At 60.3% G+C, this 24,418-nt stretch carries 23 protein-coding genes; 11 read left to right on the plus strand and 12 right to left on the minus strand.

The window, feature by feature from the left end:
• Positions 1–15: 15 nt before the first annotated feature.
• On the minus strand, positions 16–915 hold the full coding sequence (locus tag NE357_RS11040; protein WP_169429871.1) for a LysR family transcriptional regulator: 900 nt from the start codon (positions 913–915) through the stop codon (positions 16–18).
• Between the two features lie 298 nt (positions 916–1,213).
• On the opposite strand from NE357_RS11040, the gene moaB reads away from it, so the two are divergent.
• Entirely contained in the window at positions 1,214–1,753 is a 540-nt protein-coding gene (gene moaB, locus NE357_RS11045; RefSeq protein WP_169429872.1) for a molybdenum cofactor biosynthesis protein B, read from the plus strand.
• Complete coding sequence (locus NE357_RS11050) at positions 1,750–2,955, plus strand: molybdopterin molybdotransferase MoeA (RefSeq protein WP_169429873.1); 1,206 nt, start codon at positions 1,750–1,752, stop codon at positions 2,953–2,955. Before moaB ends, NE357_RS11050 begins: the two co-directional genes overlap by 4 nt.
• 57 nt (positions 2,956–3,012) lie before the next feature.
• Here the strand turns inward: NE357_RS11050 and NE357_RS11055 are convergent, their stop codons facing one another.
• Complete coding sequence (locus tag NE357_RS11055) at positions 3,013–3,501, minus strand: GFA family protein (RefSeq protein ID WP_169429874.1); 489 nt, start codon at positions 3,499–3,501, stop codon at positions 3,013–3,015.
• A 207-nt stretch (positions 3,502–3,708) separates the two neighbouring features.
• On the opposite strand from NE357_RS11055, the gene NE357_RS11060 reads away from it, so the two are divergent.
• From NE357_RS11060 to NE357_RS11070, 3 genes are all read left to right on the plus strand, one after another.
• On the plus strand, positions 3,709–4,593 hold the full coding sequence (locus NE357_RS11060; RefSeq protein ID WP_169429875.1) for a LysR substrate-binding domain-containing protein: 885 nt from the start codon (positions 3,709–3,711) through the stop codon (positions 4,591–4,593).
• A 99-nt stretch (positions 4,594–4,692) separates the two neighbouring features.
• On the plus strand, positions 4,693–5,808 hold the full coding sequence (gene aguA, locus NE357_RS11065; protein ID WP_169429876.1) for an agmatine deiminase: 1,116 nt from the start codon (positions 4,693–4,695) through the stop codon (positions 5,806–5,808).
• Positions 5,809–5,810: 2 nt separating this feature from the next.
• Entirely contained in the window at positions 5,811–6,908 is a 1,098-nt protein-coding gene (locus NE357_RS11070) for an extracellular solute-binding protein (protein WP_169429877.1), read from the plus strand.
• 219 nt (positions 6,909–7,127) lie between these two features.
• On the opposite strand, the gene NE357_RS11075 is transcribed toward NE357_RS11070, so the two are convergent.
• Both NE357_RS11075 and NE357_RS11080 read right to left on the minus strand, forming a co-directional pair.
• Positions 7,128–7,760 (minus strand): DNA-3-methyladenine glycosylase family protein, encoded by a 633-nt coding sequence (locus NE357_RS11075; protein WP_169429878.1) that lies wholly within the window; start codon positions 7,758–7,760, stop codon positions 7,128–7,130.
• 60 nt (positions 7,761–7,820) lie between these two features.
• Positions 7,821–8,903 (minus strand): bifunctional transcriptional activator/DNA repair enzyme AdaA, encoded by a 1,083-nt coding sequence (locus NE357_RS11080; protein ID WP_169429879.1) that lies wholly within the window; start codon positions 8,901–8,903, stop codon positions 7,821–7,823.
• 109 nt (positions 8,904–9,012) lie between these two features.
• Between NE357_RS11080 and NE357_RS11085 the strand changes: the two genes are divergently transcribed.
• Positions 9,013–9,426, plus strand: coding sequence for a VOC family protein (locus NE357_RS11085; RefSeq protein ID WP_169429880.1), 414 nt, complete (start codon positions 9,013–9,015; stop codon positions 9,424–9,426).
• Here the strand turns inward: NE357_RS11085 and NE357_RS11090 are convergent.
• Positions 9,423–10,043 carry a LysE family translocator gene (locus tag NE357_RS11090; RefSeq protein ID WP_169429881.1) on the minus strand — a complete coding sequence of 207 codons (621 nt, stop codon included), beginning with the start codon at positions 10,041–10,043 and terminating at the stop codon, positions 9,423–9,425. The two genes, NE357_RS11085 and NE357_RS11090, sit on opposite strands and share 4 nt — an antisense overlap.
• A gap of 272 nt (positions 10,044–10,315) precedes the next feature.
• Between NE357_RS11090 and NE357_RS11095 the strand changes: the two genes are divergently transcribed.
• Together NE357_RS11095 and NE357_RS11100 are read left to right on the plus strand one after the other, a co-directional pair.
• Positions 10,316–10,921, plus strand: coding sequence for a biliverdin-producing heme oxygenase (locus NE357_RS11095; protein WP_169429882.1), 606 nt, complete (start codon positions 10,316–10,318; stop codon positions 10,919–10,921).
• Positions 10,918–13,155 carry an ATP-binding protein gene (locus NE357_RS11100; protein WP_169429883.1) on the plus strand — a complete coding sequence of 746 codons (2,238 nt, stop codon included), beginning with the start codon at positions 10,918–10,920 and terminating at the stop codon, positions 13,153–13,155. The genes NE357_RS11095 and NE357_RS11100 overlap by 4 nt, the downstream gene beginning before the upstream one ends.
• Here the strand turns inward: NE357_RS11100 and NE357_RS11105 are convergent.
• Positions 13,133–13,918, minus strand: coding sequence for a type 1 glutamine amidotransferase domain-containing protein (locus tag NE357_RS11105; RefSeq protein ID WP_169429884.1), 786 nt, complete (start codon positions 13,916–13,918; stop codon positions 13,133–13,135). The two genes, NE357_RS11100 and NE357_RS11105, sit on opposite strands and share 23 nt — an antisense overlap.
• Before the next feature lie 144 nt (positions 13,919–14,062).
• On the opposite strand from NE357_RS11105, the gene NE357_RS11110 reads away from it, so the two are divergent.
• Positions 14,063–14,650 (plus strand): LysE family translocator, encoded by a 588-nt coding sequence (locus tag NE357_RS11110; protein ID WP_169429885.1) that lies wholly within the window; start codon positions 14,063–14,065, stop codon positions 14,648–14,650.
• Positions 14,651–14,706: 56 nt separating this feature from the next.
• Here NE357_RS11110 and NE357_RS11115 read toward each other — a convergent pair whose 3' ends face one another.
• The 4 genes from NE357_RS11115 to NE357_RS11130 all read right to left on the minus strand — a co-directional run bounded on the left by NE357_RS11115 (position 14,707) and on the right by NE357_RS11130 (position 20,870).
• Positions 14,707–18,372, minus strand: coding sequence for a hypothetical protein (locus NE357_RS11115; RefSeq protein ID WP_169429886.1), 3,666 nt, complete (start codon positions 18,370–18,372; stop codon positions 14,707–14,709).
• Between the two features lie 556 nt (positions 18,373–18,928).
• Positions 18,929–19,762 (minus strand): AraC family transcriptional regulator, encoded by an 834-nt coding sequence (locus NE357_RS11120; RefSeq protein ID WP_169429887.1) that lies wholly within the window; start codon positions 19,760–19,762, stop codon positions 18,929–18,931.
• Positions 19,763–19,826: 64 nt separating this feature from the next.
• Positions 19,827–20,249: a hypothetical protein gene (locus NE357_RS11125; protein ID WP_169429888.1), complete on the minus strand. Its 423-nt coding sequence runs from the start codon at positions 20,247–20,249 to the stop codon at positions 19,827–19,829.
• Positions 20,250–20,366: 117 nt separating this feature from the next.
• Positions 20,367–20,870 (minus strand): VOC family protein, encoded by a 504-nt coding sequence (locus NE357_RS11130; RefSeq protein WP_169429889.1) that lies wholly within the window; start codon positions 20,868–20,870, stop codon positions 20,367–20,369.
• A 263-nt stretch (positions 20,871–21,133) separates the two neighbouring features.
• On the opposite strand from NE357_RS11130, the gene NE357_RS11135 reads away from it, so the two are divergent.
• Both NE357_RS11135 and NE357_RS11140 read left to right on the plus strand, forming a co-directional pair.
• The gene (locus NE357_RS11135) at positions 21,134–21,382 is read left to right on the plus strand and encodes a transmembrane sensor/regulator PpyR (protein ID WP_169429890.1); all 249 of its coding nucleotides are present in this window, start codon (positions 21,134–21,136) and stop codon (positions 21,380–21,382) included.
• Between the two features lies 1 nt (position 21,383).
• Positions 21,384–22,538 (plus strand): NnrS family protein, encoded by a 1,155-nt coding sequence (locus NE357_RS11140; RefSeq protein WP_169429891.1) that lies wholly within the window; start codon positions 21,384–21,386, stop codon positions 22,536–22,538.
• Between the two features lie 4 nt (positions 22,539–22,542).
• Here the strand turns inward: NE357_RS11140 and NE357_RS11145 are convergent, their stop codons facing one another.
• Both NE357_RS11145 and NE357_RS11150 read right to left on the minus strand, forming a co-directional pair.
• The gene (locus NE357_RS11145) at positions 22,543–23,214 is read right to left on the minus strand and encodes a class I SAM-dependent methyltransferase (protein ID WP_169429892.1); all 672 of its coding nucleotides are present in this window, start codon (positions 23,212–23,214) and stop codon (positions 22,543–22,545) included.
• A gap of 37 nt (positions 23,215–23,251) precedes the next feature.
• The gene (locus NE357_RS11150) at positions 23,252–24,400 is read right to left on the minus strand and encodes a GGDEF domain-containing protein (protein ID WP_169429893.1); all 1,149 of its coding nucleotides are present in this window, start codon (positions 24,398–24,400) and stop codon (positions 23,252–23,254) included.
• Positions 24,401–24,418 lie beyond the last annotated feature (18 nt).

A 24,418-nucleotide genomic window follows, 5' to 3' on the forward strand; every position in this document is an offset into this window, starting at 1 on the left:
TTGCTTGAGGGGGTGTTAAACGGCAGGCATCTCGATCCCGAACATCTTGCGCGCCTCGGCAAAACACTTCTCGGCAATCGCCGAGCGCGGTTCGGTCTTGCGCATCACCAGCCCCAGCGGCGCGAGCACGCTGGCATCCGGCAGGTTGATGAAGGCCAGATGTTCGATCGGTTCTTCCAGGCCGCTGTCCAGCGGCATGATCGAGCAGCAGAAGCCCTGGTGAATCGCCTGCAGCAGCTGATAGGTCGAATCGCTTTCCATGATCGGCTGCGGATTGAGGCCGCGACTGCGGAAACTCAGGTCGATGGATTTTCGGTAGTGCATGCCGGTAGTGATCATCCCCAGCGGCAGTTCGGCGGCGTCTTCCCAGCTCATTTCCGGGCCTTCGAAATGGAAGTGGCGGGTGTCGTAGAGCAGGCCGACGCGGGTTTCGCCGATCTCGAAGAAATCGAAATAATTCGGGTTGACGTGGTCCAGATAACACACGCCCAGGTCGAGCTGATTGTTGCCCAGACCTTCGATGATTTCGTCCGAACTCAGTGACGACAGGCTGTATTTCAGCTCCGGATAGATCGCGGACAAACCCTGAATGTAATTGACCGGATTGAAGTTGCTCAGCGGCACCAGCCCCAGGCGCAGGCTGCCGACCAGTTGCCCCCGGCAGGCAGCCGCTTCGGCGAACAACCCGTCGTGGGCCGCCAGCAGCGTGCGGGCCCAGGCCAGTACGCGCTCGCCAGCCTGGGTGAAACCTTCGAAGCGCTGGCCGCGATTGACCAGCACCAGATCCAGCTCGTCTTCCAGATTGCGCAGGCGCATCGACAGGGTCGGCTGGGTGATGTGGCAGCGCGCGGCGGCCTGGCCAAAGTGACGGGTTTCGTCCAGCGCGATCAGGAACTTGAGTTGTTTGATGTCCACGATGGCACCTGCTCGATTGAGAATTTTGATTGAGTATTGACGCAGATGCGTACGGCGCACGGAAAGCGCAGGGGGTGACGATCCCACTGATCGCGTTTTACGTCCAATCGGAAGCGTTTAAGAGGCTATCGAGGGTTTCGATGACGGCCGGTTCCATTGGCGCCGACGGTAGTCGAAGTTCTTGGAAAAACGACCGATAGAGCGGGTCGATAGTGCGGTTGGTTAGAGTGATTAGACAGTCTTGATAAGTGGCACTTAGGCTCTGGTCCAATTGAATTGGCGAATGCCGGAGAGTGCCATGAGTGTTAAAGCGGATGCCTTGTTTGTTCCCTTGAATATTGCCGTGCTGACGGTCAGCGATACCCGCGATTACGCCAGCGATACCTCCGGCCAGTTGCTGGTCAGCCGCTTGCTGGAGGCGGGCCACACCTTGAGTGAACGCAACCTGCTCAAGGACGACCTGTACAGGATCCGTGCCCAGGTCGCGCAGTGGATCGCCGACGACGGCATTCAAGTGGTGCTGATCACTGGCGGTACCGGCTTCACCGGACGTGACAGCACCCCGGAAGCGGTGGCTTGCCTGCTGGACAAGCAGATCGACGGCTTTGGCGAGCTGTTCCGCGCCATCTCGATTCTCGACATCGGCACCTCCACCGTACAAAGCCGCGCGCTGGCGGGCCTGTCCAACGGCACGCTGGTGTGCTGCCTGCCGGGTTCCACCGGCGCGTGCCGCACGGCGTGGGAAGGCATCCTTGCCGAGCAACTGGATAACCGTCACCGCCCGTGCAACTTCGTCCCGCACCTCAAACCGGTGCAAGCCTGCGGGCCACGGGGATGAGTACGCTCGGACTGATGCCGGTCGAGGAAGCGCTCGACCAACTGTTGACGATGGCCAACGAACAACGTCTGCCGGACAGCGAACGGGTGCCGCTCAATGAGGCGCGCGGTCGTGTGCTGGCCAGCGATCTGGTCGCCACCCTCGACCTGCCGCCATGGCCAAACAGTGCCATGGACGGCTACGCACTCAATCTTTCGGACCTGCATCGCCAGCCGTTGAGGGTGTCGCAGCGGGTCTACGCCGGGCTGGCGCCGGACGCCTTGCTGCCCGGCACCTGCGCCCGGATTTTCACTGGTGCGCCGTTGCCCCACGGCGCCAATTGCGTGGAGATGCAGGAAAACGTCGAGGTGCTGGAGGACGGTCGCGTACGGTTTCTGCAACCGCTGAAAGCCGGCCAGAACATCCGCGCCCAAGGGCAGGAGAACCGTGTCGGCGACACCCTGCTGCGCGCCGGCAAACGCCTCGGCCCGTTCGAACTGGCGGTGGCTGCGGGGCAGGGTATGACCCATTTGCCGGTGGTGCGTCGTCCGCGGGTGGCGTTGCTGTCGACCGGTGATGAGCTGGTGGAACCGGGGCAGCCGCTGCGTCCCGGCAGCATCTACAACAGCAACCGCACTTTGCTCGACCACTGGTTGCGCGAACTGGGTTGCGAGGTGATCGACGCCGGGATTCTTCCCGATCGCCCGGCGCAGACCCGGCTCAAACTCGAGCAACTGCAAGTGGCGGCCGATCTGATTCTGACCACCGGCGGCGTGTCTGCCGGTGACGCCGATTGCCTCGGCCAGGTACTGCGCGACAACGGCAAACCGCTGCTGTGGAAACTCGCGATCAAACCCGGCAAACCGCTGACGGTCGGCCATTTCGGTACAGTGCCGGTGATCGGTCTGCCGGGCAATCCGACCTCGGCGCTGGTGACGTTCGGCCTGCTGGCACGCCCGTACCTGCTGCGCATTCAAGGCGTGGAAGAGGTAATGCCGTTGAGGTTCACGGTCAACGCCGGGTTCGACTGGCCGAAACCCGGCAGCCGTCGCGAATACCTGCGGGTGCGCCTGGAGGGCGGGCAGGCGGCGCTCTATCCGAACCAGAGTTCCGGGGTTCTGCTCGGCGCGACCTGGGCCGACGGGCTGGTGGAAATCCCCGAGAACAGCACCTTGCAGATGGGTGATCCGCTGCGTTTCATTCCGTTCAGCGAGTTGTTCTGAGCGCGATTAAAAGGTGCAGACCGCTTGCCGGGAAACTGTCGAAGACTGTGAAGACGGCTATCGGGTCAATCCCAGCCGCTCGTGCCATTGGGCGATGGATTCTTCGGGGTAGACCTCGAATTGCTGATCCTTCGCGCTCGCCTGCACTTCGACCCACGGCGCTTTCGAACCGAGCATCAGATGGGTGTGTTCCGGCGGCACCGGTAACGGCGTGTCGATGGCCGAGGCGAACGGGTGGATCAGCTCCGGCCATTCCGGGCTGAACAGCCACAGGCCGCTGCCGCACTGCGAGCAGAAGTGCCGCTCGGCGGTGCTGCGGTGGGCGCGGGTATCGCCTTCGTCTTTCATCTTCGCGTGGTAGATCGTGATGTTCTTGCGACCGCGCACCTTGAGGCTGGCCGCGTCGCCGCCGAGATTGATCGCATAGCCGCCTCCGCCCTGGGTCTTGCGGCAGATCGAGCAATAGCAGCGTTGATAAGGGTAGGGGTGGGCGCTGTGGAGAGTGAATGAAACCGCGCCGCAGTGGCAGGAACCTTCGAGGTGCATGGTGGCCTCCGATGTTTTTGTCGATGCGGTTCAGCCTAGAAGAGATGTCGCGGCTGTGCCGCCGCTATCGCGAGCAAGCTCGCTCCCACAGTTGGAACTCATTTCAAGTGTGGGAGCGGGCTTGCTCGCGAAGAACGATAACGCGGTGCAACTGGACGCCTACGAAAAGCCCGGTCAGCATGTCCGCAAAAAAAGGGACCCCAACCCATGCGCCGACTACCTTCCCTGGCCGCCCTGCGAACCTTTGAATGCGCTGCCCGTCACGCGCATTTCGGTCGGGCCGCCGCCGAGCTGTGCGTCACCGACAGCGCCGTCAGCCATCAGATCCGCCAGCTCGAAGAGCAACTGGGCGTGTCGCTGTTCATCCGCGAAGGCCGGCAGATTCGCCCGACCATCGCCGCCGGGCGCTTGATGCAAAGCCTGCAACAGGCCTTCGAGCTGATCGGTGATGCCTGCGACGAGTTGCGCGATCCATCCTCGCTCGCCGTGTTGCGGCTGGCGGTCACGGCGGAGCTGGCGCAGAAGTGGTTGATGAACCGTCTCACCGATTTCTATGCGCGTTATCCGCACATCACCTTGCATCTCTACGAACAACCGATCGACGCCACGGCGCCCGGCGAAGACATCGACCTGGCGATCACCTACGGCACCGGCCCGGTGGACAGCAGCGCGTATTTCGTTCGCCCATTGCCGGCGTTGCAGTTCTTCCCGGTGTGCAGCCCCGGCCTGTTCAATCAGGGCACTCTGAAAAATCCCAAGGACCTGGCCCGGCATTGTCTGCTGCACGATGATCAGGACGGCAAGACCTGGACCGCCTGGCTGACCGGCCATGCTGGCGACCTGCGCCCGGAGCGTCAGTTGTATTTCGCCCACGCCGGACTGGCGTTGGAAGCGGCGGCACAAGGGCAGGGCGTGGCGATGGGCGACAACCTCACGGCGCAGGAAGACTTGCAGAACGGGCGACTGGTGCGGCCGTTCACCTCCAGCATGACCGCGTTGGGCCAATACGCGCTGGTCTGCGAGCGTGTGCGTCTGGAGCGTCCGGCGGTGGCGCAGATGCTGGAGTGGTTCAACGATCAACTGGCGGATTGATGAGTTGAATTCAACTGTTCCGAAATAATCATCGTTGGCGGGTCGACCGCCCGCGACCGTAGCCTGAGGTCATTCCCATCCCGATGACGAGGTTTGACCATGGCACGTTTGCTCGACACCACCCCGAAACAGGACGGCTTCCGTCTGCCCGGCGAATTCGAAGCGAAGTCCGGTTGCTGGCTCGGCTGGCCTGAGCGTACCGATGTCTGGCGCAACGGCGCCAAGCCTGCGCAGAAAGTCTGGGTGCGGATCGTCACCGCGATCTCCCGCAGCGAACCGGTGACGGTCTGCGCCTCCGCTGCCCAGTTCGCCACCGCCCGCCGCCAGTTACCGCCGCAAGTGCGCGTGGTCGAGATGAGCTGCAACGACACCTGGTTCCGCGACAGCGGCCCGTGCTTTGTGGTCAACGATCAGAGCGGTGAAGTGCGTGGTGTCGACTTTGAGTTCAACGCCTACGGCGGCCTCGATGGCGGGCTCTACTACCCATGGGACAAGGACGACCAGATCGCCAGCAAGATCCTCGAAATCGAACGCTTCGACCGTTATCGCGCGCCGTTGATTGCCGAACTCGGCGGCATCCAGAGCGACGGCCAGGGCAGCATCCTCACCACCGAGCAATGCCTGCTCAACCGCAATCGCAACCAGCACCTGGGCAAGGACGAAGTGACCCGGCGATTGACCGATTACCTTGGCGCCGAGCAAGTAATCTGGCTGCCACGCGGTTGCAAGTTCGACGAAACCGATGGCCATGTCGACGACCTCGCGTGCTTCGTCCGGCCCGGCGAAGTGGTGCTGCAATGGACCGACAACCGCGACGATCCACAGTGGGAAATCTATCAGGAGGCTTACGACATCCTGCGCAGCACCCGCGACAGCCGTGGCCGCGAGCTGATCGTGCACAAACTGCCGCAACCGGATGTGCTGGAGTGGACCGCCGAAGAAGCCGAAGGCCTCGATCAGCAGGACAGCACCCACACACGCCAGGCCGGCACCAAAATCTGTGCCTCGTACATCAACTACTACGCCGGCAACAGTTCGATCGTGGTGCCGCTGTTCGGTGATCGCAACGATCAGGTGGCGCTGGCGACCCTCGCCGAACTGTTCCCGCAGCACAGGATCGTCGGCATCGAAAACTCCCGGGAAATCCTGCTCGGTGGCGGCAACGTCGCATGCATCACCATGCCGCAATACGCCGGCCAGAAAAAAGGAGCCTGACCATGGGCCTGCACAAACTGAGTAAAGCGTTATTGCTGGTGCTTGCACCCTTGTGTGTGCAGGCTGCCGAAACGGCGAAACCGGTGGTCAATCTGTACATCTGGGGCGAGTACCTGGCCCCGGATACCCTGAAGAATTTCGAGGCGAAAACCGGGATTCAGGTGGTCGCCGATCACTTCGACTCGCTGGAGACCGTCGAGACCAAACTGCTCACCGGCCGCAGCGGCTACGACCTGGTGCTGACCGCCGGCCAGCACCTGTCGCGGGCTATCGAGAGCGGCGCGATCCAGACGCTGAACAAACAACAGCTCCCGCACTTTGCCGGGGTCGGAGACGAATTCCGTCAGCATATGGCGGTGTTCGATCCGGGCAACCGCTACGCCGGGATCTACGCCTGGGGCACCACCGGTGTCGGCTATCAGGAAGAGGCCGTGAAGCAGCGCCTGCCGGAGGCGCCACGGGACAGTTGGGCGATGCTGTTCGATCCGCAAGTGGTGTCGAAATTCGCCGATTGCGGGGTGAGCCTGCTCAACGATCCGAACGAAGTGTTCGCGGCGGTCATGAAGTACATGGGCCTGGACATCAACCGCCAGAGCCTGGATGACCTGAAACTCGCCGAGCAGCAACTGGCGAAGATCCGCCCGTACATCCGCTACTTCGATAACGACCTGAACATCAGCGACCTGGCCAATGGCAACACTTGCGTGGCGATGTCGTGGAACGGCAACGTCGCCATTGCGGCCGGTCAGGCCGAAGCGGCGAAAAAACCGTTCAGGTTGAATTACCGGATTCCGAAGGAGGGCACGCTGATCTGGTTCGACGCCATGGTCATCCCCAAGGATGCACCGCATCCCGAGGCCGGATTGGCATTGATGGATTACCTGATGACACCTGAAGTGATCGCGCCGATCACCGACACCATTCACTACGCCAATGCGATCACGGCGGCGGACGGGTTGATTGATCCGGCGATTCGCAATGATCCGGGGACTTATCCGCCTGAGGCGGTGAGGGCTTCGCTGTACAGCAAGAATGACAATGGCAAGGCGTTCAACCGGGCTTTGATTCGGGCGTTCAGCAAATTGAAATCGGGTCTGTAGCTCCCCCTCACCCCAGCCCTCTCCCGGAGGGAGAGGGAGCCGACCGAGGTGTCTTACGCTATACATCGACCTGAAACACCGAGTCGACTATGGATTCGCCAAAGTTTTGGCAACTATGGGTTCGCAAACGTCTTGGCGCCTATGGATTCACAGTTGCTATTTCAGGTCGGCGTACTTCTAAAGCATCTCCGAATCGGTTCCCTCTCCCCCGGGAGAGGGCTAGGGTGAGGGCGCTTTTGGCACCCGCCACAAATACCAGGCCGCCACCGTCCGAAACGGCTTCCAATCCAACCCGATCTCAATCATCCGCTTGCGCGTCGGCTGCACCTCAAACCCCTTCAAGCGCCGATATCCCTCGCGAACCCCAAAGTCATCGGCCGGCAAGATATCCGGCCGCTCCAGGCTGTAGATCAGCAACATCTCCACAGTCCAGCGCCCAACCCCGCGCAGGCTGACCAACCGCTCGATCAGCGCCTCATCCTCCATCGCCAGCGCAGTCGAGTAATCCGGCACAACGCCGTCCAGAGTCGCTTGGGCAATCCCCTGAATCGTCGCAATCTTGCCCGCCGAAAACCCGCAACCGCGCAGTCGATCAAAATCCGTGGCAAGGATCTGTTCGGGACGCGGAAACGTCTGCCCGGGAAACAACCCCACCAACCGCCCGACGATCGCATCGCCCGCCTTGGCATGCAGTTGTTGATAGGCAATCGCCCGCACCAGCGATTCATAGGGATCACGCGTCGGATGCGGCTGATGCAGGCAGGGGCCGATGGCCGCAATGTGGCGCTGCCAGTCGGCGTCGAGGCTGGCCAGAAATTCGCTGGCCGGTTGATAGGGGTCGGGTTTCGGCAACTTCAGTGATCCGTTGATTTCGCCATGGTTGAAAGCCTTGAGGGCGCGAGTGTTGATTTCTCAGAAAACCAGCGGTTGCGTCAGTTGCACGGCAGCGCTTTCCAGCCTGAGCAAAAACGCCTTGCGCGGTTGTCCTCCACCATAGCCGGTCAGCGAGCCGTCCGCACCGATCACCCGATGGCACGGCACCACGATCGACAAGCGATTGTGCCCGTTGGCCAGCCCCACGGCGCGACTGGCGCCGGGTCTGCCCACACGTGCGGCGATGCTGCCGTAAGTGCTGGTGTGGCCGTAGGGGATTTGCCGCAGTTCGGCCCAGACTTGCCGGGCAAACTCGCTGCCGGGCAGGTGCAGCGGCACGCTGAACTCGCTCAGCTTGCCGGCGAAATACAGCGCCAGTTCGTTTTCGATCTGCTGCAAATGCGCGTTGTGCCCCGGTGCGACTGCATAGCCGTAGCGGTTCTGCAGTTCTTCGACTTCCCGGGTCAGCGCCGGGCGGTCGAGAAACTCCAGCAACACCAGTCCGCGTTGCTCGGCCATGGCGATCATCGGCCCCAGCGGCGTTGTCAGCCGGGTGAACAGCAGCGGTTCGCTGGTCACTGCGCGTCCTGGTGTGATGTGGAATGACTTCTGGAATGCATCGCGAAAACCGCTGAGAGATTCATAGCCGGAATCGAACGCCGCGTGGTCGATGGACGTGCCTTGTTTGATCCCGCCCAGCGCCACGCCGAGCCGACGGGTGCGCAGCCATGCATGAAAAGTCATGCCGAAATGCTGCTTGAACCAGCGCCGCAACTTCAGTGGTTCGATGCCTTCGGCGAGCAATTGCGCATCGCTCCAGCGCAGCTCCGGCTCGGCGTCCACGGCCTTGAGCAGTCGTTGCACCCAGTCCGGGGCGATGGCTGCGGCGTCCAGCGGTTTGCAGCGCAAACAGGCGCGATAACCGGCGGACAGGCATTCGTCAGCGTGGGCAAAGAACTCGACGTTCTGCGGTTTCGGCTTGCGCGCCGTGCAGCTTGGGCGGCAGAAGATCCCGGTGGTTTTCACGGCCGTGAAGAACACGCCTTCGTAGGCAGTGTCGCGTTCGAGCATGGCGCGAACCATTTCGGCGTGGGGCGGCAGGACAGCGGTCTGTATGTTCATGGGCCGAGGATAAAACCAGTTATTCGATGGCTCCACCGAAAAATCGACAGTGAATTTTCGGGCCGCTGCACTACAGTGATCGGGTCGCTACAACTTGGGAAATAAAGGTATGCCACCGTTCACGATTCACCACATCGATCACATCGTGCTGCGCGTCGCCGATCTGCAACGCAGCATTGATTTCTACGACCGGGTCTTCGGCGCCGAAGTGGTCAAGTGCAACGAAAAGTTCGGTCTGGTGCACCTGCGCGCCGGTACGTCGATGATCGATCTGGTCGACCTCGAAGGGGAAATCGGCCGCAAGGGCGGCGCCGCGGCCGGCAGCGAGCGGCGCAATGTCGATCATTTCTGCCTGCGCATCGAGCCGTTCGATGAAGAGGCTTTGATCAGTCATTTGCAATCCTGCGGCCTGACCGTCGACAAGGCCGCCACTCGTTTTGGCGCCGAGGGCAACGGCCCGTCGTTGTATTGCTTGGACCCGGACGGCAATCAGGTCGAACTCAAAGGCCCGTCCGAAGCCTAGGCCCGTTTGGCCATCAGCAACACCGAAGCCGCCGCCGACAGCAGCCCCGCGCAGCAACGGTTGAAAATCCGTTTGCCGCGGGGCTCGGCGAACCAGCGGCGCATGTGCAGGCCCATGTAGGCGTAGGCGCTGATGGCGATCCATTCCAGCAACAGGAAAAGCCCCCCCAGCAGCATGAACTGCGGGGTGATGGCGCGGTTCGGGTCGACGAATTGCGGCAGGAATGCGGTGAAGATCAGGATTGCCTTGGGATTCCCCGCAGCCACTAAAAACTCCTGACGCGCCAGGGCCAGAAGCCCGTTCGCCGGCGCTGCAACGGCATCTTCGGCGGCAGGGTTGGCCCGCCACAGCTGCCACGCCAGATACAACAGATACCCCGCGCCGACAATCTTGATTCCATAAAACAGCAACTCGGACGTTTGCAGCACCACCGCCAGCCCCGCCGCTGCGAGGGCGATCATCCCGGCGAACGCCAGCAACCGACCGATCCCGGCCACGCAGGCGCGACGATAGCCGTAACGGGTGGCGTTGCTGACCGACAGCAGGTTGTTCGGGCCGGGCGCCATGTTCAAGGCAAAACAGGCGGGCAGAAACAGGGAAAGGGTGGCGAGATCCATTGCGCGGGCTCCGGTGGCGGGACGGCTATTTTTATCATGCTGGCGGCAGGCCGGAACCGTACAGTCAGGCTGCGGAGTCACGGTACAGCGATTTTCGGGCGTAATCCGTTCGAACTTTCCGCCGCCCTGTCAACTCTGAAACCGTCACAGGGTGATGAATCCGCCAGAAAAAACCATCTGCCGGGTCAGAAAGGACAATTGCCGTGTAAGATTTCGCGCCAAGCTTTTCCATCACCCATGGCCCCAGGCGGCCCACAGTACGAGCGACCTACATGCAAGCAAAGGCCCGCGAGGTTCATGTACCACCTGTGTTGCAGGATCTGCGCGCCGGCACCGCCGAACTGCACATTGCACTGGAAAAACGCCTTCCTTTCTTCTCCGACACCCTTGATCTGCAGGCTTTCGAGCGACTGATGCGCGCCTATTACGGCTTCTATCAGCCACTGGAAAACGCATTGCAGGACAGCGGCGCGATCCCCGCCGATTTCGATCTGGTTTCGCGCCTCAAGACCCCGACCCTGCAACGCGATCTGCAAGCGCTGGGCGCAAATGGCGGGGACTTTTCGCTCTGCTGCCAGTTGCCCGCCATCGACTCCGCTGCTGCGTGTCTAGGCGTTTTATACGTTCTGGAAGGCGCGACCCTCGGCGGGCAGATCCTGCGCCGGGAAATCGCCGCGCGACTGGGCCTGGGCGCGGACAACGGAGCAGCGTTTCTGGACATTTACGGCGCTGCCACCGGCCGGCGCTGGCGCGATTTCATCGAATACCTTGGCAGCCGCCCGATGCACGCCGACGAGCGCGAAATCGTCGTGACGGCCGCCCACACCACATTCAGCTGTTTCGAGCGCTGGCTCGAAAGCCAGGAGGTTCTGGTATGACCCCGCAAGACAAAGAAGCCTTTGAAGAGTTGCTGGCCAACTGCGCCGACGAGCCGATCCGCTTTCCCGGCGCGATCCAGCCCCACGGTTTGCTGCTGACCCTGAGCGAGCCGGACCTTTCGATCATCCAGATCAGTGCCAACGTCGAAACGTTGCTCGCCCGTCCGGCGCAAGAGCTGATCGGCCAGCCACTGCAAAGCCTGATCGGCGATGCCCACGCTGCACAGGTTCGCGAGGCCCTGCAACAACCGGCCTTGTCCGACGCGCCACCGCTGCACTTTCGTCTCAACGGCACCGCGTTCGAAGGCTTGCTGCACCGACATCAGGATGTGCTGATCCTGGAGCTGGAAATCCACGTCGAGAACTTCCAGCCCCGCAACGTCGCCGGCACCGAAACCCACTTGGGGCGGATGCTCGCGCGCCTGCAGAAGGCCAAGAGCCTGCAGGCGCTGTACGACATCAGCGTCAAGGAAATTCAGGCCATGACCGGTTACGACCGGGTGCTGATCTATCGCTTCGAAGAGGAGGGCCACGGTCAGGTCATCGCCGAAGCGTCCGATCCGTCGATGGAAGTCTTCAACGGTTTGTTTTTCCCGGCTTCCGACATTCCCGAGCAGGCCCGCGAGCTGTACCGCACCAACTGGCTGCGGATCATCCCGAATGCCGATTACCAGCCGGTGCCACTGGTGCCCAAGCTGCGCCCGGACACCCAGACCCCGCTGGACCTGAGCTTCGCGACGTTGCGCAGCGTGTCGCCGATCCACTGCCAGTACATGAAGAACATGGGCGTGCTGTCCTCGATGAGCATTTCCCTGCTCAAGGGCGACCGGCTCTGGGGTCTGATCAGTTGCGGCAACCGTCAGCCGCTGCACGTGCCGCACGAGTTGCGCACCGCATGCCAGACCATCGGCCAGGTGCTGTCGCTGCAGATCAGCGCGATGGAAGCGCTGGAAGTCAGCCGCCAACGCGAGGAAAAGGTCGAGGCGCTGGCGTTGCTCAATCAGGCAATGATCGATTCGCCACAGAACGTCTTCGATGGCCTGGCCAATCAGCCGCAGGTCCTGATGGCGCTGGCCAATGCCGGCGGCATCGCGATCATCGAAGACAAGCAATTGCACCGTTACGGCAATTGCCCGGAGCCGGAAGAGATTCGCGCTTTGCACAAATGGTTGCAGGAGCGCGGCGAGCCGGTATTTGCCAGTCATCATCTGGCCAGCGTCTATCCGCCGGCCGCGCACTATCAGCAAGTTGCCAGCGGCGTGCTCGCCATGAGCCTGCCAAAACCCGTGGACAACGGCGTGCTGTGGTTCCGCCCCGAAGTCAAAGAGAACATCAACTGGAGTGGCGACCCGCGCAAGCCGCTGGATCTGGAGAACTCCGACGCCGGCCTGCGCCTGCGGCCCCGTACTTCGTTCGAAATCTGGAAGGTCGAAATGGCCGGAATCTCCACCAAGTGGAGCCACGGCGACCTGTTCGCCGCCAACGACTTGCGTCGTTCGGCCCTGGAAAACGACCTGGCCCGTCAGGTGCGCCGCGAGCAGGAAGCAGTGCGTGCCCGCGATGAGCTGGTGGCCGTGGTGTCCCACGACCTGCGCAACCCGATGACCGTTATTTCGATGCTGTGCGGCATGATGCAAAAGGCTTTCAGCTCCGACGGCCCGCACACTTCGCGGCGCATCTCCACTGCCATCGACACCATGCAGCAAGCCGCAGGACGCATGAACACGCTGCTGGAGGATTTGCTCGATACCTCGAAAATCGACGCCGGGCGCTACACCATCGCGCCGCAGAAACTCGATGTCGCGCAGATGTTCGAAGAGGCGCAGTCACTGCTCGCGCCGCTGGCGCTGGACAAGGACATCAGCATCTCGTTCGAGGCCGATCCGGATCTGAGTATTCATGCCGACCCCGAACGGCTGTTCCAGGTGCTGTCGAATCTGGTGGGCAATGCGATCAAATTCACTCCTCGTCTGGGCACGGTCGACGTGTATGCCAAGTCGGTAGGTGATGAGATCGTCTTCACGGTACGCGACAGCGGCGAAGGCATTCCCAAGGATCACTTGCCGCACGTGTTCGACCGTTACTGGACGGTGAAGGAGGGAAATCCGACCGGCACCGGGCTGGGGCTGTACATCACGCAGGGCATCGTCGAGGCCCATGGCGGGCAGATCGTGGCCGAGAGCGAGCCGGGGCAGGGCAGCGAGTTCCGCTTCACCGTGCCACGTCTGGACTGAGTACCGGTTCACGTCGGGTGGCCTGCAGCAGGGTCACCCATTCGCCGGCGAATCGATGGCAGTCGCCGGGCCAGCGGGCCGTGAGCAGGTTGCCGTCGCGCACCACAAAACCGATTTGCGAGTTCTCTGCCTTGTCGCGTTTGGCCATGAATGGCCCGCGTATGAAATCGGCCTTGCTGGCCAGTGCGGTTTTCACTTCTGCCTCGACTGTCTGTCTGTAGGTGCGGTAGTAGCGCCCCAGCCACGCGGCGGTCATCAGCCACGCCGGCAGCTCCATGGTTGCCGCCAGCAATGCTGTGACCTTGCGCCCGAACAACACCGAACGCCCGGTGTCGGGATCAAGCGTGCGGGCCAGCAACAGCACGCCATGACACACCGCCGCCACGGGTTTTTCGGCTTTGAAAAATTGCAGGGCGATCTGTTGGGCCTGCTTGGATTCCAGCAATGTGCGCATGCCTTCGGCATGACCGCCGGGAATCAGCAAACCGTCAAATCGGTTCGTGTCGACATCGGCATACGCCAGCGGCTGCTTGAACGCATCGGACTCGATCATCTGCTTGTAGCTGTCCAGATCGGCCTTGCGTGTCATCAGCATCGAATTCAGCAGGCCGAAACCGATGTTCACCAACCGTGGATCGGCGTGGGCGGGCAAGCCTTGCGGTGTGGCAAAACGTACGTCGATGCCCGCGTCGCGCATTGCCTGCCACGGCACGCTGCTTTCGGTAGGGTCGTAATCGGCGCAGGGCAGCAGAATCAGAATCATGGAGGGCGACTTCCTGGTCGAGAGTGGTCACTGAGGTAGAGCGTAGTGGGTCTGCAGGCGCGAGGGTAATTTCGTTCAATACCCAAGGGCAGGGCGCTGGTTACCGTGAGCGCCTTGTTCCTCTCGATTTGAAGCAGGTGTGCGATGAGTCTGATTGTGTCGATGGCGGCGTTTGCCCTGGCAGCGTCCATTACCCCGGGGCCGGTGAATATCGTGGCGTTGAGCTCCGGCGCGCAGTTCGGCTTTCGCGCCAGTCAGCGGCATGTGGCCGGAGCGACGCTGGGGTTTGTGCTGTTGCTGGTGTTGATGGGGCTGGGGCTGCACGAAGTGCTGACGCTGTGGCCGTCGCTGACCCGTGTGGTGCAACTGGCCGGGGTGGCGTTTCTGCTGTTCATGGCCTGGAAACTGGCCACCGATAACGGTCAGCTGAATACGGGAGAGTCGGGCAGGGCGCCGTCGATGCTCTACGGCGCAGTGATGCAGTGGCTCAACCCCAAGGCCTGGCTGGCCTGTGTGGCGGGCATGGGCGCGTTTGTCGCCGATGGCGAGGCGCGGCTGGTCTGGCAGTTTGCGGCGGTGTATCTGGTGATCTGTTATCTGTCGGTGGGGTGCTGGGTGTATGTCGGGACGTTCTTGCGTGGGTACCTGGGCAACCCGACAGGGATGCGGTTGTTCAACCGGGTAATGGCGGCATTGCTGGTGATGAGTGCTGTGTATCTGTTGCTGCCCTGACCCGTACCCCGGCGAACGGGGTACGGGCGCGTTGGAATCCATTCAATCGAGCGTCATCAGAATATGCCGTTAAGCTCCCGGAATACATGGGGCGGCATCGGCGTGAATCTGTTATTGCGCAGTTGGCTGATCGAGTACAACGCACTGGCGGTGCGACCGTTGCCATCCCCAAAGCCCTGGAAACCGACGACTGCCGCGAGCAGGTGTTTGTCAAAGTGCTGATGGTTTACGTCCAGATGCTTCAAATGCTGCTCCAGCAAGGCGAAGCCGGTCGGGCTGCTTCCATATTTGGTCGGGGCCCCCGCATCGCGCACTCGGCCAACGGCATCCGGTACAAGTTTGCGATGGATTTCCCTGATCACATTCGGATCGGTCAAGGAGGCCTTGTTGCTGGTGTATTCGCGCAGCACGCCAAGAATATTGTCGAAGTCATTGCCGCTGGAGGTCGAGCCGTTCAACATCCACGCGGTCGCTCTTTGTGATGGATCGGTATAGCCCAGGCGATTGAAGAGGGCTTCCGGCATCACGTCGCTGTAGGGCGCCCTGCCCAGATCCAGTTTCAGTATGTCCTGCTGATAGCCCTGCATGTACCGGGCTTTTTTGCTTTCAAGCTCATAAAGGACAGCCAGTGTTTCGGTGTAACTTTGTGCCGTGCCGTGTACGTTGTTGAGCGGGACCGGATGGCCCTTTATGAATGCTTGTGTCAGTTCATCCAGTGCCTGTCGCCCGATCAGAGACTCCAGATTGCCTGCCTGTTTTGATTGAAACGCTGTTTCCTTGACCGCGTTATTCACCAGATGCCGCCATTCTGTTTCGGCCACATTTCCGGGTAATTTGAAGTGTTTGTCGCTCAAGTGCGAGACAACCTGTTGGACGGTCTCCAGAGTGTCGTTTTTCAGCAGTGCTCGCCCGTGGGACAGTGTGTCCAAGGACATCCGCACTTGGGCAGCCGAGCCTGTGTGATCGATGGCCTTGATCAGGTCGTAGGTGTTGGCACCCGTCAGATAGCGCAGATGCTGATGGGTCTTGCGCAGGGCAGTGGCGGTGTGACCGCCGAGTTTCGAAATGCCGCGGCCGATCAGTTTTCCGCCGCCCTTGATCAAATCGGGGAGCCCGCTCAAAGGGTTGAACAGACTCAATGTCGTGCTCGCAAGCACTCGAGATCCGGCAAGCAGTCGGGTGGTCAGGGACGAGGCTTTGCTGGCGCTCAGTGCGACCCCCGCGGGCAAGGCTGCAAAGGTCATCAGCAGTACTGCGGCGTCCACGATGCAGTCGAGAATGGCCGGGCCTTGCTTTTTGGGGTCCCCCGAGGAGAGTCCCTCAACACAACTCTTGAATGGAATGATCATGTTGAGAATGACTTGGAAAATGGCATCGGTCTTTTCAATCGCTCGTTCCCGGTCACTTTGATGCAGGCCCAGCCGATGTATTTCGCTTTGTGTTAAATGTGGGTTTTTTTCGGCCACGAGCCTGCCCAGGGCCTCTTTGCGTGGCGAACGCAGGAGTGTCGTCGGAGCGTCCGCATCCGCATCTCCGGTGGGCGTGCGCAACTGACCGATCTTGCGCAGGTACAGCCGGGATTGGATGCCATTTCTCGGTGCCACATTCTGCAGATAGGCCTGGAGGTCAACGGGAGCTTTTTCCAGTTTCTTCTTATTGGCGAATTGTGTGTCGAGATTGAAGTAGTCGCCTGATACGAGAGGTGCCAGGAACGCCTCGAGTTCAGGATTTTCACGACACTCCATCCGCATGGGAAACAACTCAAAGCACGCAATTTTGTTTTGCAGGTACTGGGCACAGAGAATGACGCCGTAACGCCCGGTTTCTCCGGGCAACTCTGCTGCGGGAATGGTGACCCCCGGACGAGCGGACGGAGACTCTGGTCGATAGTCTATTTTCTGCACGCTGTATATACCGATGGCTCCATATTCGATCTCGGGTACAAGTCGGGAAGAAAGTTGCGAAAGTGCAAACTCGATATTGCTCGCCAGTGCGCCGGTGATGTTGTCGAAGTAGGTCTGGACGGCAGGGTCGTAAAGTTCGGAAACAGGGAACAGATATTCCAGATCGGGAAATGACTCATAGATACTCTGACCTCTGACACGATCCCAGTCACGTGTGTGGAGTTCATCGCCCATATACAGATCAAGTACGGAAACCCTGCGTCCGCCACCGCCGCCACTGCCCCGGTGCTTGACCAACTGCTCATCCGGATCGCAGTCGGGAAACCGGGCTTTCAATTCGTTCAGCGCCAGTTGTTTGCGGTCAGGGAGAGGGCTGCTCAGGGCCTTGATGGCACTCAGCATCTTGTCCGTGTAGCGGGCATATTCATCGCAGGCATGCGTGATGGCCGCTTCGTTTACGGTATTGTCGCTGTCGCGGGCGATGACCCCGTTCATCAGTGCCCAGGTCACCACCGGATCGACCGAGAAGGGAGCCTGCATCGCTGCCAGTTGCGGCATCGCCTTGACGGACTGGCCAAACCCCATCAAATGTTGATAGGTCATGTCGCGGGTGCAGCCCGGAATCAGCGACTCGACCAGATGGAGCGTCTGACAGCCAACCACCCAGGCCGGTGTTCCCAGGCGCATCTCGCTCGGCCAGTGCGCAAACTGATATTCGGGAGCCATGCCGCCCAGAACCCATTGTGCGACCAGTGGGGCAAGCTGCCCATTCAATTGCAGCGCTTCGATCAGGTGCTTTTCCAGTCGCGTTCGCACCTGGGCTGGATGCAGGTGCAGAAACTCCTTGGCATAAAGATCGAAGCCGGCGAAGTGGGTGGATGCGATATCCAGTTCCGGATCCAGGTCCAGCAGCATGGCGGCAATCAGCAATTGCTCGATGAGCGCCGTCGGTGGAGGTGTTCCCGAGTCGGGAAACCAGCCCAGTGCATTGATGTACTCTCGAGCCTCGGCAGAAGCCCAGACGGCAATGTCCGTCAGTCGCTGCAAACGGTAGTTCTGGCTGGTTTTCAGGTTGTCCGACGACGTGTTTTCCAGCAACAGGTGGTTGCCGAAGTCCGCGACCAGGGACATTTCCCCGCCCGTGTAGCGTTCGGTGACTTGCCCGATGATGGCACGGCTATTTTCATCGAGCCTGTAAGGGGAGTCGGCAGGAGCGTCCAGCACTTGCCAGTAATTTGCATGTCGAGGGGCGTCAGGCAGTCGGGAGAAACGCAACAGATCGAGCAGTAAACGAGTTTCTTCTTCGCCGGCGGGAATGTGCAGCTGCTGGAAGCGCAACCATTGGCCAATGAGCAGGGTTCCCCCCGTCGTTATCCAGCCTCCACACAGGCTGGCGATACGGGCCAGCGCGGCCAGATCTTCGCTGAAACCCGCCAGGCCGGTGACGTCCGCGGTAATGTCCCGAGGCGACACATAGGGTGTGGCAGGCTCGTTTGCGTTGCCGACGAGATTTGGAAAGGAATAGTAAAGACGGCCTGTTTCGTCTACCAGAAAGATGGCGTGTGCGGGAATCGAGCGCCGTTCGCGAATCTCGGAAAAACCGGCGCGCCGAAGCAGAATCGACAAGGAAACACTGGCGCTTCGATGGGCCCTGGAAAACAGAGAACCTTCCACCATGGGGGCCTGGATACGATCCCAATCCCAGGCAAGTTGCTCTACAGCGTATGGACTTTCAATAAAGTGAGTGAGAGTGTCGATAATGCTCTGCTTTTGTTGTTCATCTAAATCGGCGTCAAGTTTTGAAATGTCTGTTTGCATTGAATAAGTTCGGCTTTGTAAGTGTTGATGGGCAGGTGCCGAGATTAAGCGAATGATCAAAAAAGTGTTGTTGAAGTTGTGTATGGAAGTGTTTTTTTGAATGAGGGGGGTGTGAGGGTTGAAGTAAATCTATTCTGGATGTCGTAAATATGCTGATGGTTGGTGATGTTTGGGTGGGGGCTGGATTCTCTTGTTTCATATTGTTTGAAACATGATTGATGTTACGCAACGGTATTCGAGAGGAGATCGCTCACCGGTTGTTAGCGGCAAGATGCTCTATGCCGTGATGAATCGTACAGGCACAACGCGTTTAGACTTCAAGTCAGCCTGCTCTTCATTTCGTGTTGGAGCACACTCGGGCGTTTCGTTAATTACCGCTAAATTTATCTTTCGGACGTACGACTCTAAGGAGGAGCTTCTTGAGGTGCGGCTGTTCGATGAGTCCCCTGCAGGTCCCCATGATTTGTTCTTTTCGGGGCGAGATGTCACAAGGCTGAAGTCGAACTGATCAAGTCAGGTGATGTGGCCGCAAGTTTGATACCCGATACCTTCAGATTCAACCCCGATACTGCCCCGGCGTCACCGCCAGATGCTGCTTGAACGCCCGCTGAAAATGGGCCTGATCGGCAAACCCCGCCTCCAGCGCAACATCCGCAATCAACTGCCCGCGCCTCAGTCGCTCGCGGGCAAACTGAATGCGCTGGTTGACCAAAAACGCATGGGGCGTCATGCCGAAGTGTTGTTTGAAGGCGCGGATCAGGTAGGACGGTGACAGCTCGGCAGCGGCGCAGATGTCGTCGAGGCTGAGCAGGTCGGTGCAGTGTTGGCGGATGAAGTCGGCGGCGCGTTCGAGTTTGAAGTTTGGTTCGCGCAACGGTTGTTCGATGGGGTTCAGGCGCAGTTGCAGATCGCTGAAGAATTCCACCGCTGCGCTATGTTTGCGCAGCACGTCTTGCTGATCGTCGACCAATACCGCGTACAACGCATTCAAGTCGCGAAACAGGCGAGCGTCATTCAAATGGGTATCGGAAAACCGCCGAAACTCAAGTTCTACACTGAAACCCAACTGATGCTGCAAGTCCGTCAGCCACGGCGTTTCCACATACAGCATAAGATACGACCACGGCTGATCATCGATCGGGTTGCACGCGTGTACGTCCCCCGGATTCATCAGCACCACGGTGCCGGCTGCCACTTCGAACGTTGATTGCTCATGCACATAGGTGCTACGCCCGGCGGTGATTGCGCCGATGGAAAAATGCGCGTGTGAATGTCGGGAATAACAGACCTCGCGCCCATCGGCGATGGCCCGGGCCTCGATGAAGGGCAGGGCGTCGTGGCGCCAGAAGCGCGGGGCTTGTTCAGGGTTTTTGGCGGCAGTGTGTTTCATTGTTGAGGTTCCCGGCAGTCGGGCTTGAGTTTAGCGAGTGCTGACTGCCGTTAGCCAGTCATCGCTATTTCGTAAATCGCAGCTCATCGATGATCACACTATCACCGGGGACTTCGATCTGAGCCTTTGTAAACGCACGTTGGATGGTGTATCCGAATGACTTCTCGCCAGCACCATGCGCAGGTTCATTGAACTCGACAATCTTTGAACCATCCTGCGCAAAAAAACGCACAGTCATTCCTTTTGCGGCGTTTGACAACCAAAAGCTCAAGCTGATTCGCAGCTCGTCCAGGTCAATGTCCACGATACCTGTGCGAATGATCAAGACTTGTCCGTTAACATGCGTACCGCCTGCTTTCTTAATGGACATCGGGACTGTAGATGCCGGCAGAAGGTGAAAGCGTACCCCGTTGCTGGTGAAAGTCTGTCCGGGAGCAAAATCCTGTGAGGTCTGATCTTCGAAATCCACTGTAATGAGGTTGTTCATGACGGTATACCTTCAAATGGAGGAATAACCAGTGTCAAACAACGACAGAACAATGACACCTGTCAGATCTGACAGGTGACAACGATTCCCGATGCACGGTTGACTGAATCCGCAGGCTCAACTCTGGCCGGCGAAAGCTCGCTCCAGTTCGGCGATGTCGAGTTTTTTCATCCCGAACATGGCCTGCATCGCCCGTTGGGCCTTGGTCTGGTCGGGGTCGGTCATCATGTGCATGAACGCCACCGGCACGATCTGCCACGACACGCCGAACTTGTCCTTGAGCCAGCCGCATTGCTGCGCTTCCACCGGCCCGCCGGCCGACAGGTTGCCCCAGAAATGGTCGATCTCTTCCTGGTTCTGGCAATTGACCTGAAACGAAATCGCCTCATTGAACTTGAACATTGGCCCGCCATTGAGCCCGGTGAAGGTCTGGCCGTCGAGTTCGAAGCTGACGGTCATTACCGAGCCTTCCGGGCGACCGTGGAATTCCTGGCCAACCTTGCTGTAATGGGTGAGGGCGGTGATTTTCGAGTGATCGAAGATCGAGCAGTAAAACTTCGCCGCCGCTTCGGCCTGATCGTCGAACCACAGGCACGGAGTCAGCTTTTGAAAGCGTTGCATGGCAGTCATCCTCGGCAGGTTGGATACGCTGGATTAATAGCGTAGTCAGTCTGTGATCAGCAGGCGGTGCCGTGGATCGAGTGGTTGGCTGTTGTGAGGATCGAGTGTAGTCGTATTGACTTTGATGGGTGTCAAAAAGACTCTTTTATATTTATGTCAAATTGACTCGTATTTTCGCAACTGCCTGATATTGCTGGGCTAAAAGTCTGGCACGAGTGTTGATACACCTTCCGTACAAACTGATCCGCTCAGGAGTACGAAACATGTTCACTCTCTTCGAGAGTCCGCTGAACGTTCTGTATCTGTCGAGCAAAGTGCTCGTCGCCGGCCTGGTCATGTTGCTGGCCGGGATTTACGGCGCTTATTTGTATCAGGGCCACATGCCCATTGCGTTGCTGGTAGCGATGCACGCCATGACCATTGTCGGTCCGACGCTGATCAAGATCGGCTATGTGATGCGCCTGCTTTCACATTACCGGTTGGGCCAGTCCCCGGCAGGGGCGGTGGCCTGAGATGCGCAGACTCGCAACCGCACCGGTGTTCAGCCTGGGCTTTCGGCCGCTGTTTCTGGCCGGCGCCGGATTTGCGGCTCTGGCGATTCTGATTTGGGGCTTGTGGCTTTACGGCCACTGGTTCGACCTGCAACCGGCGGGCGGCATGCTCGCTTGGCATCGGCATGAAATGCCGTTCGGTTTCGCGGTGGCGATCGTTGCCGGGTTTCTGCTGACGGCGGTGCCCAACTGGACCGGGATTCCAGGCGTGCGCGGCGGGGCGCTGATTGCGTTGGTTTCGGTCTGGCTGCTCGGACGTATGGCGTGGTGGTTGCCGTTGCCCGTTGCATTGATCCTCGCGCTGCAATGGGCATTTCTGCCCCTGCTGGCGGTGGCGCTGGCACGGGATCTGATCGCTGCGGGCAAGCGCGACAATTACCCGATTGTGCTGGTACTCGGGTTGATGGCGGGTTGTCAGGCGCTGACTCTGATCGGCATCTTCAGGGACGACGCTGGTTTGCAGCGTCAAGGCGTACTGGGTGCTTTGTGGCTGATGGCGGCGCTGATGACCGTGATCGGCGGGCGGGTGATTCCGTTCTTCATCCAGCGTGGCTTGAACCGTCCACCGGCACCGAGCGCCCATCCGTTACCCACACGGCTGCTGTTGATCGGCAGTCTGCTGACGGCGATCACGTTTGCGGCGGGTCTTGACGATTCGCCCCGGCCGTGGCTGGCAGCGCTGTTCGTGCTCACCGGCAGTTTGCAGATACTGCGGCTGATCCGCTGGCATGATCGCGGGATGTGGCGGGTGCCGCTGCTCTGGTCGCTGTACCTGGCTTACAGCTGGATGGCGCTGGCGATCTGGGCCATGGCGGCGTGGCATCTGGGACTGCTCGGCCAGCAAAGCCTGGCAACCCATGCGCTGGCGGTTGGCGGCGTGGGCGGGTTGATTCTGGCGATGATTGCTCGGGTCAGCCTCGGTCACACCGGGCGGCTGTTGCAGCCACCGAAGGCCGTGGTGCTGGGGTTTGCATCGGTGTTGATCGCGGCGGGTTGCCGGGTGTTGCTGGTGCCGTTTTCCAGTCTTGGGCTGGGGTTGTCCGTGGTGCTCTGGTGCGCGGGGTTCGCGCTGTTTTTGCGGCATTACACCGGGATCCTGCTCAAACCGAGGCTGTAGTTTTTTATCCGCGACGCTCTGCAATCATCAACAACGACTGCGGCACGGGACTTTGCGGATGTTGCGGCTCCCGCAGGCTGGTCAACTGAAACCCGGCCATGTCCAGCGCATTCAGCCAGCTGGACAAGGTGCGGAAATACCATGGCATCGGCTGCCACTGCCCCTTGAAGCCGTCGAAGGTTTCCTCGCGCCAGCCATCCTGATAATCACCTGCGGCCACCGACCACGGGTGCAGCGTCTGGATGACCAGCGCACCGCCGGGCACGAGCAGGGCATTCAGGGCGGCGAGCAGCGGGATGATGTCCTGATGCAGCAGGGAAAAATTGGCGCAGATAATGTCGTAGCCGTGGCCGATGTCGACTTTCGTTTCCGCCAGATCTTCATAGCTGGCGACGTGCACGGGAGACGATCCCGCCGCTTGTGCCGCCTCGACCAGCGTGGCATCGCCGTCCACTCCGACCACTTCGATCCCGCGCTCTGCCAGCGCCCGCAACAGCCAGCCTTCGCCGCACCCCAGATCGAGCACACGTTCAGGTTGGCGCCCCATCAACGCCAGCAGAATCGCCTGATCGGTGACTTGCCGGCGGCTCTCGATGGCGCCGCTGCGGATGGCTTCGGTCCAGGCCCGGGCATTGTGGTGCCAGCTCTGGAGGAGGGTGGATTCAGGCGAGGACATGGCGAACTCCGAGGATGCGGGTGCAGGCAAGGATAGGTCAGGTGCAGTCGACCAGACGAATCCGGTTGCGTCCGCCGCGCTTGGATTCGTAGAGCGCGCTGTCGCCCTGTTCGATCAATGCCGCGAGGCTGGTCGGTGGCTGGTCGAACACCTTGGCGCCAATGCTCAAGGTAACGGCTTCAGGGGTGATGTAGGCCTGCGAAGTCAGCGCCTGAAACTGCTCACGCAGCTCACTGCCCAGCACCATGATCTGTTCGTGGGAAGCATCGCCCAGCAACATGACGAATTCATCACCGCCCAGCCTTGCCGCCAGCGCACCCTGAGGCAGTTGCGAGCGGATCATTTCGCTGAGCGAGATCAGCAGGCGGTCACCGGCGGTGTGGCCATACAAGTCGTTGATCAGTTTGAAGTTGTCGATGTCGATCAGCAGCAGGGCGCCGGGGCGGGCGCTGGAGACTTCCCTGAGCAGGCGCGGCGCGCTGACTTCGAGGGCGCGGCGGTTGTACAGTGCGGTCAGCGGATCCCGGGCGGCCAGTTCGGCGATCTGTTTCTCCCGGCGGTAGCGCTCGGTGCCGGTCATCGACAGCGCAATCAGCATGATTGCCATCGCGCCTTCGACCAGAGAGATCTGAATGATCTCGCCGCGCAGCGACGCCAGATCGATCAGCGTGCCCGGAATCACCGCGATGATCGCCTTGGTGAAATAGAACACGCCGTGGATCAACAGCACATAACGCAGTTGCACGGCACCGATGCTCAGCGACTTGCCGTGCGGGCGCAGCAACAGACTGGCTCGCAGCATCAACGCGGCTACCAGCAGCGAGTTGGCCACCAGCATGATCTTCGACCACGAGGGATCTTCCGGTAACAGCAGCAACGCCAGCCACGCGAGGAACATCAAGTACCAGGCTCGCGATAGCGACCGCTGGGTAAACCGCGCGACGCCCAGCAGGAACAGCCAGTGCGCAACGACCAGCAAGCCGTTGGCGAACCAGATGCCAATCAATGGATAACCGTTGGCGCGCAGCAGGGCCAGGCTCGAACCGACGGTGATGGTGGCGAAACCGGCGCTCCAGAACAGCAACGAGGATTCGCGGATGCTGCGCCATTCGACCGCCAGGTAAAGGGCGGCCGCCGCTGCCAGTGCGGTGGAAATGGTCAACATCGTAAGGGGGTCGAGCGCCATGAAGGGAGTGGTCTGTCT

The organism is Pseudomonas sp. G7(2022) (assembly GCF_052660475.1).

Coding starts and splice junctions, on each gene's coding strand:
- NE357_RS11145 (WP_169429892.1), bottom strand. CDS start 23,214: ATGTCCTCGCCTGAATCCACCCTCCTCCAGAGCTGGCACCACAATGCC.
- NE357_RS11140 (WP_169429891.1), top strand. CDS start 21,384: ATGCGCAGACTCGCAACCGCACCGGTGTTCAGCCTGGGCTTTCGGCCG.
- NE357_RS11050 (WP_169429873.1), top strand. CDS start 1,750: ATGAGTACGCTCGGACTGATGCCGGTCGAGGAAGCGCTCGACCAACTG.
- NE357_RS11125 (WP_169429888.1), bottom strand. CDS start 20,249: ATGAACAACCTCATTACAGTGGATTTCGAAGATCAGACCTCACAGGAT.
- NE357_RS11095 (WP_169429882.1), top strand. CDS start 10,316: ATGCAAGCAAAGGCCCGCGAGGTTCATGTACCACCTGTGTTGCAGGAT.
- NE357_RS11055 (WP_169429874.1), bottom strand. CDS start 3,501: ATGCACCTCGAAGGTTCCTGCCACTGCGGCGCGGTTTCATTCACTCTC.
- NE357_RS11100 (WP_169429883.1), top strand. CDS start 10,918: ATGACCCCGCAAGACAAAGAAGCCTTTGAAGAGTTGCTGGCCAACTGC.
- NE357_RS11070 (WP_169429877.1), top strand. CDS start 5,811: ATGGGCCTGCACAAACTGAGTAAAGCGTTATTGCTGGTGCTTGCACCC.
- NE357_RS11120 (WP_169429887.1), bottom strand. CDS start 19,762: ATGAAACACACTGCCGCCAAAAACCCTGAACAAGCCCCGCGCTTCTGG.
- moaB (WP_169429872.1), top strand. CDS start 1,214: ATGAGTGTTAAAGCGGATGCCTTGTTTGTTCCCTTGAATATTGCCGTG.
- NE357_RS11060 (WP_169429875.1), top strand. CDS start 3,709: ATGCGCCGACTACCTTCCCTGGCCGCCCTGCGAACCTTTGAATGCGCT.
- NE357_RS11105 (WP_169429884.1), bottom strand. CDS start 13,918: ATGATTCTGATTCTGCTGCCCTGCGCCGATTACGACCCTACCGAAAGC.
- NE357_RS11135 (WP_169429890.1), top strand. CDS start 21,134: ATGTTCACTCTCTTCGAGAGTCCGCTGAACGTTCTGTATCTGTCGAGC.
- aguA (WP_169429876.1), top strand. CDS start 4,693: ATGGCACGTTTGCTCGACACCACCCCGAAACAGGACGGCTTCCGTCTG.
- NE357_RS11115 (WP_169429886.1), bottom strand. CDS start 18,372: ATGCAAACAGACATTTCAAAACTTGACGCCGATTTAGATGAACAACAA.
- NE357_RS11130 (WP_169429889.1), bottom strand. CDS start 20,870: ATGCAACGCTTTCAAAAGCTGACTCCGTGCCTGTGGTTCGACGATCAG.
- NE357_RS11150 (WP_169429893.1), bottom strand. CDS start 24,400: ATGGCGCTCGACCCCCTTACGATGTTGACCATTTCCACCGCACTGGCA.
- NE357_RS11110 (WP_169429885.1), top strand. CDS start 14,063: ATGAGTCTGATTGTGTCGATGGCGGCGTTTGCCCTGGCAGCGTCCATT.
- NE357_RS11090 (WP_169429881.1), bottom strand. CDS start 10,043: ATGGATCTCGCCACCCTTTCCCTGTTTCTGCCCGCCTGTTTTGCCTTG.
- NE357_RS11080 (WP_169429879.1), bottom strand. CDS start 8,903: ATGAACATACAGACCGCTGTCCTGCCGCCCCACGCCGAAATGGTTCGC.
- NE357_RS11085 (WP_169429880.1), top strand. CDS start 9,013: ATGCCACCGTTCACGATTCACCACATCGATCACATCGTGCTGCGCGTC.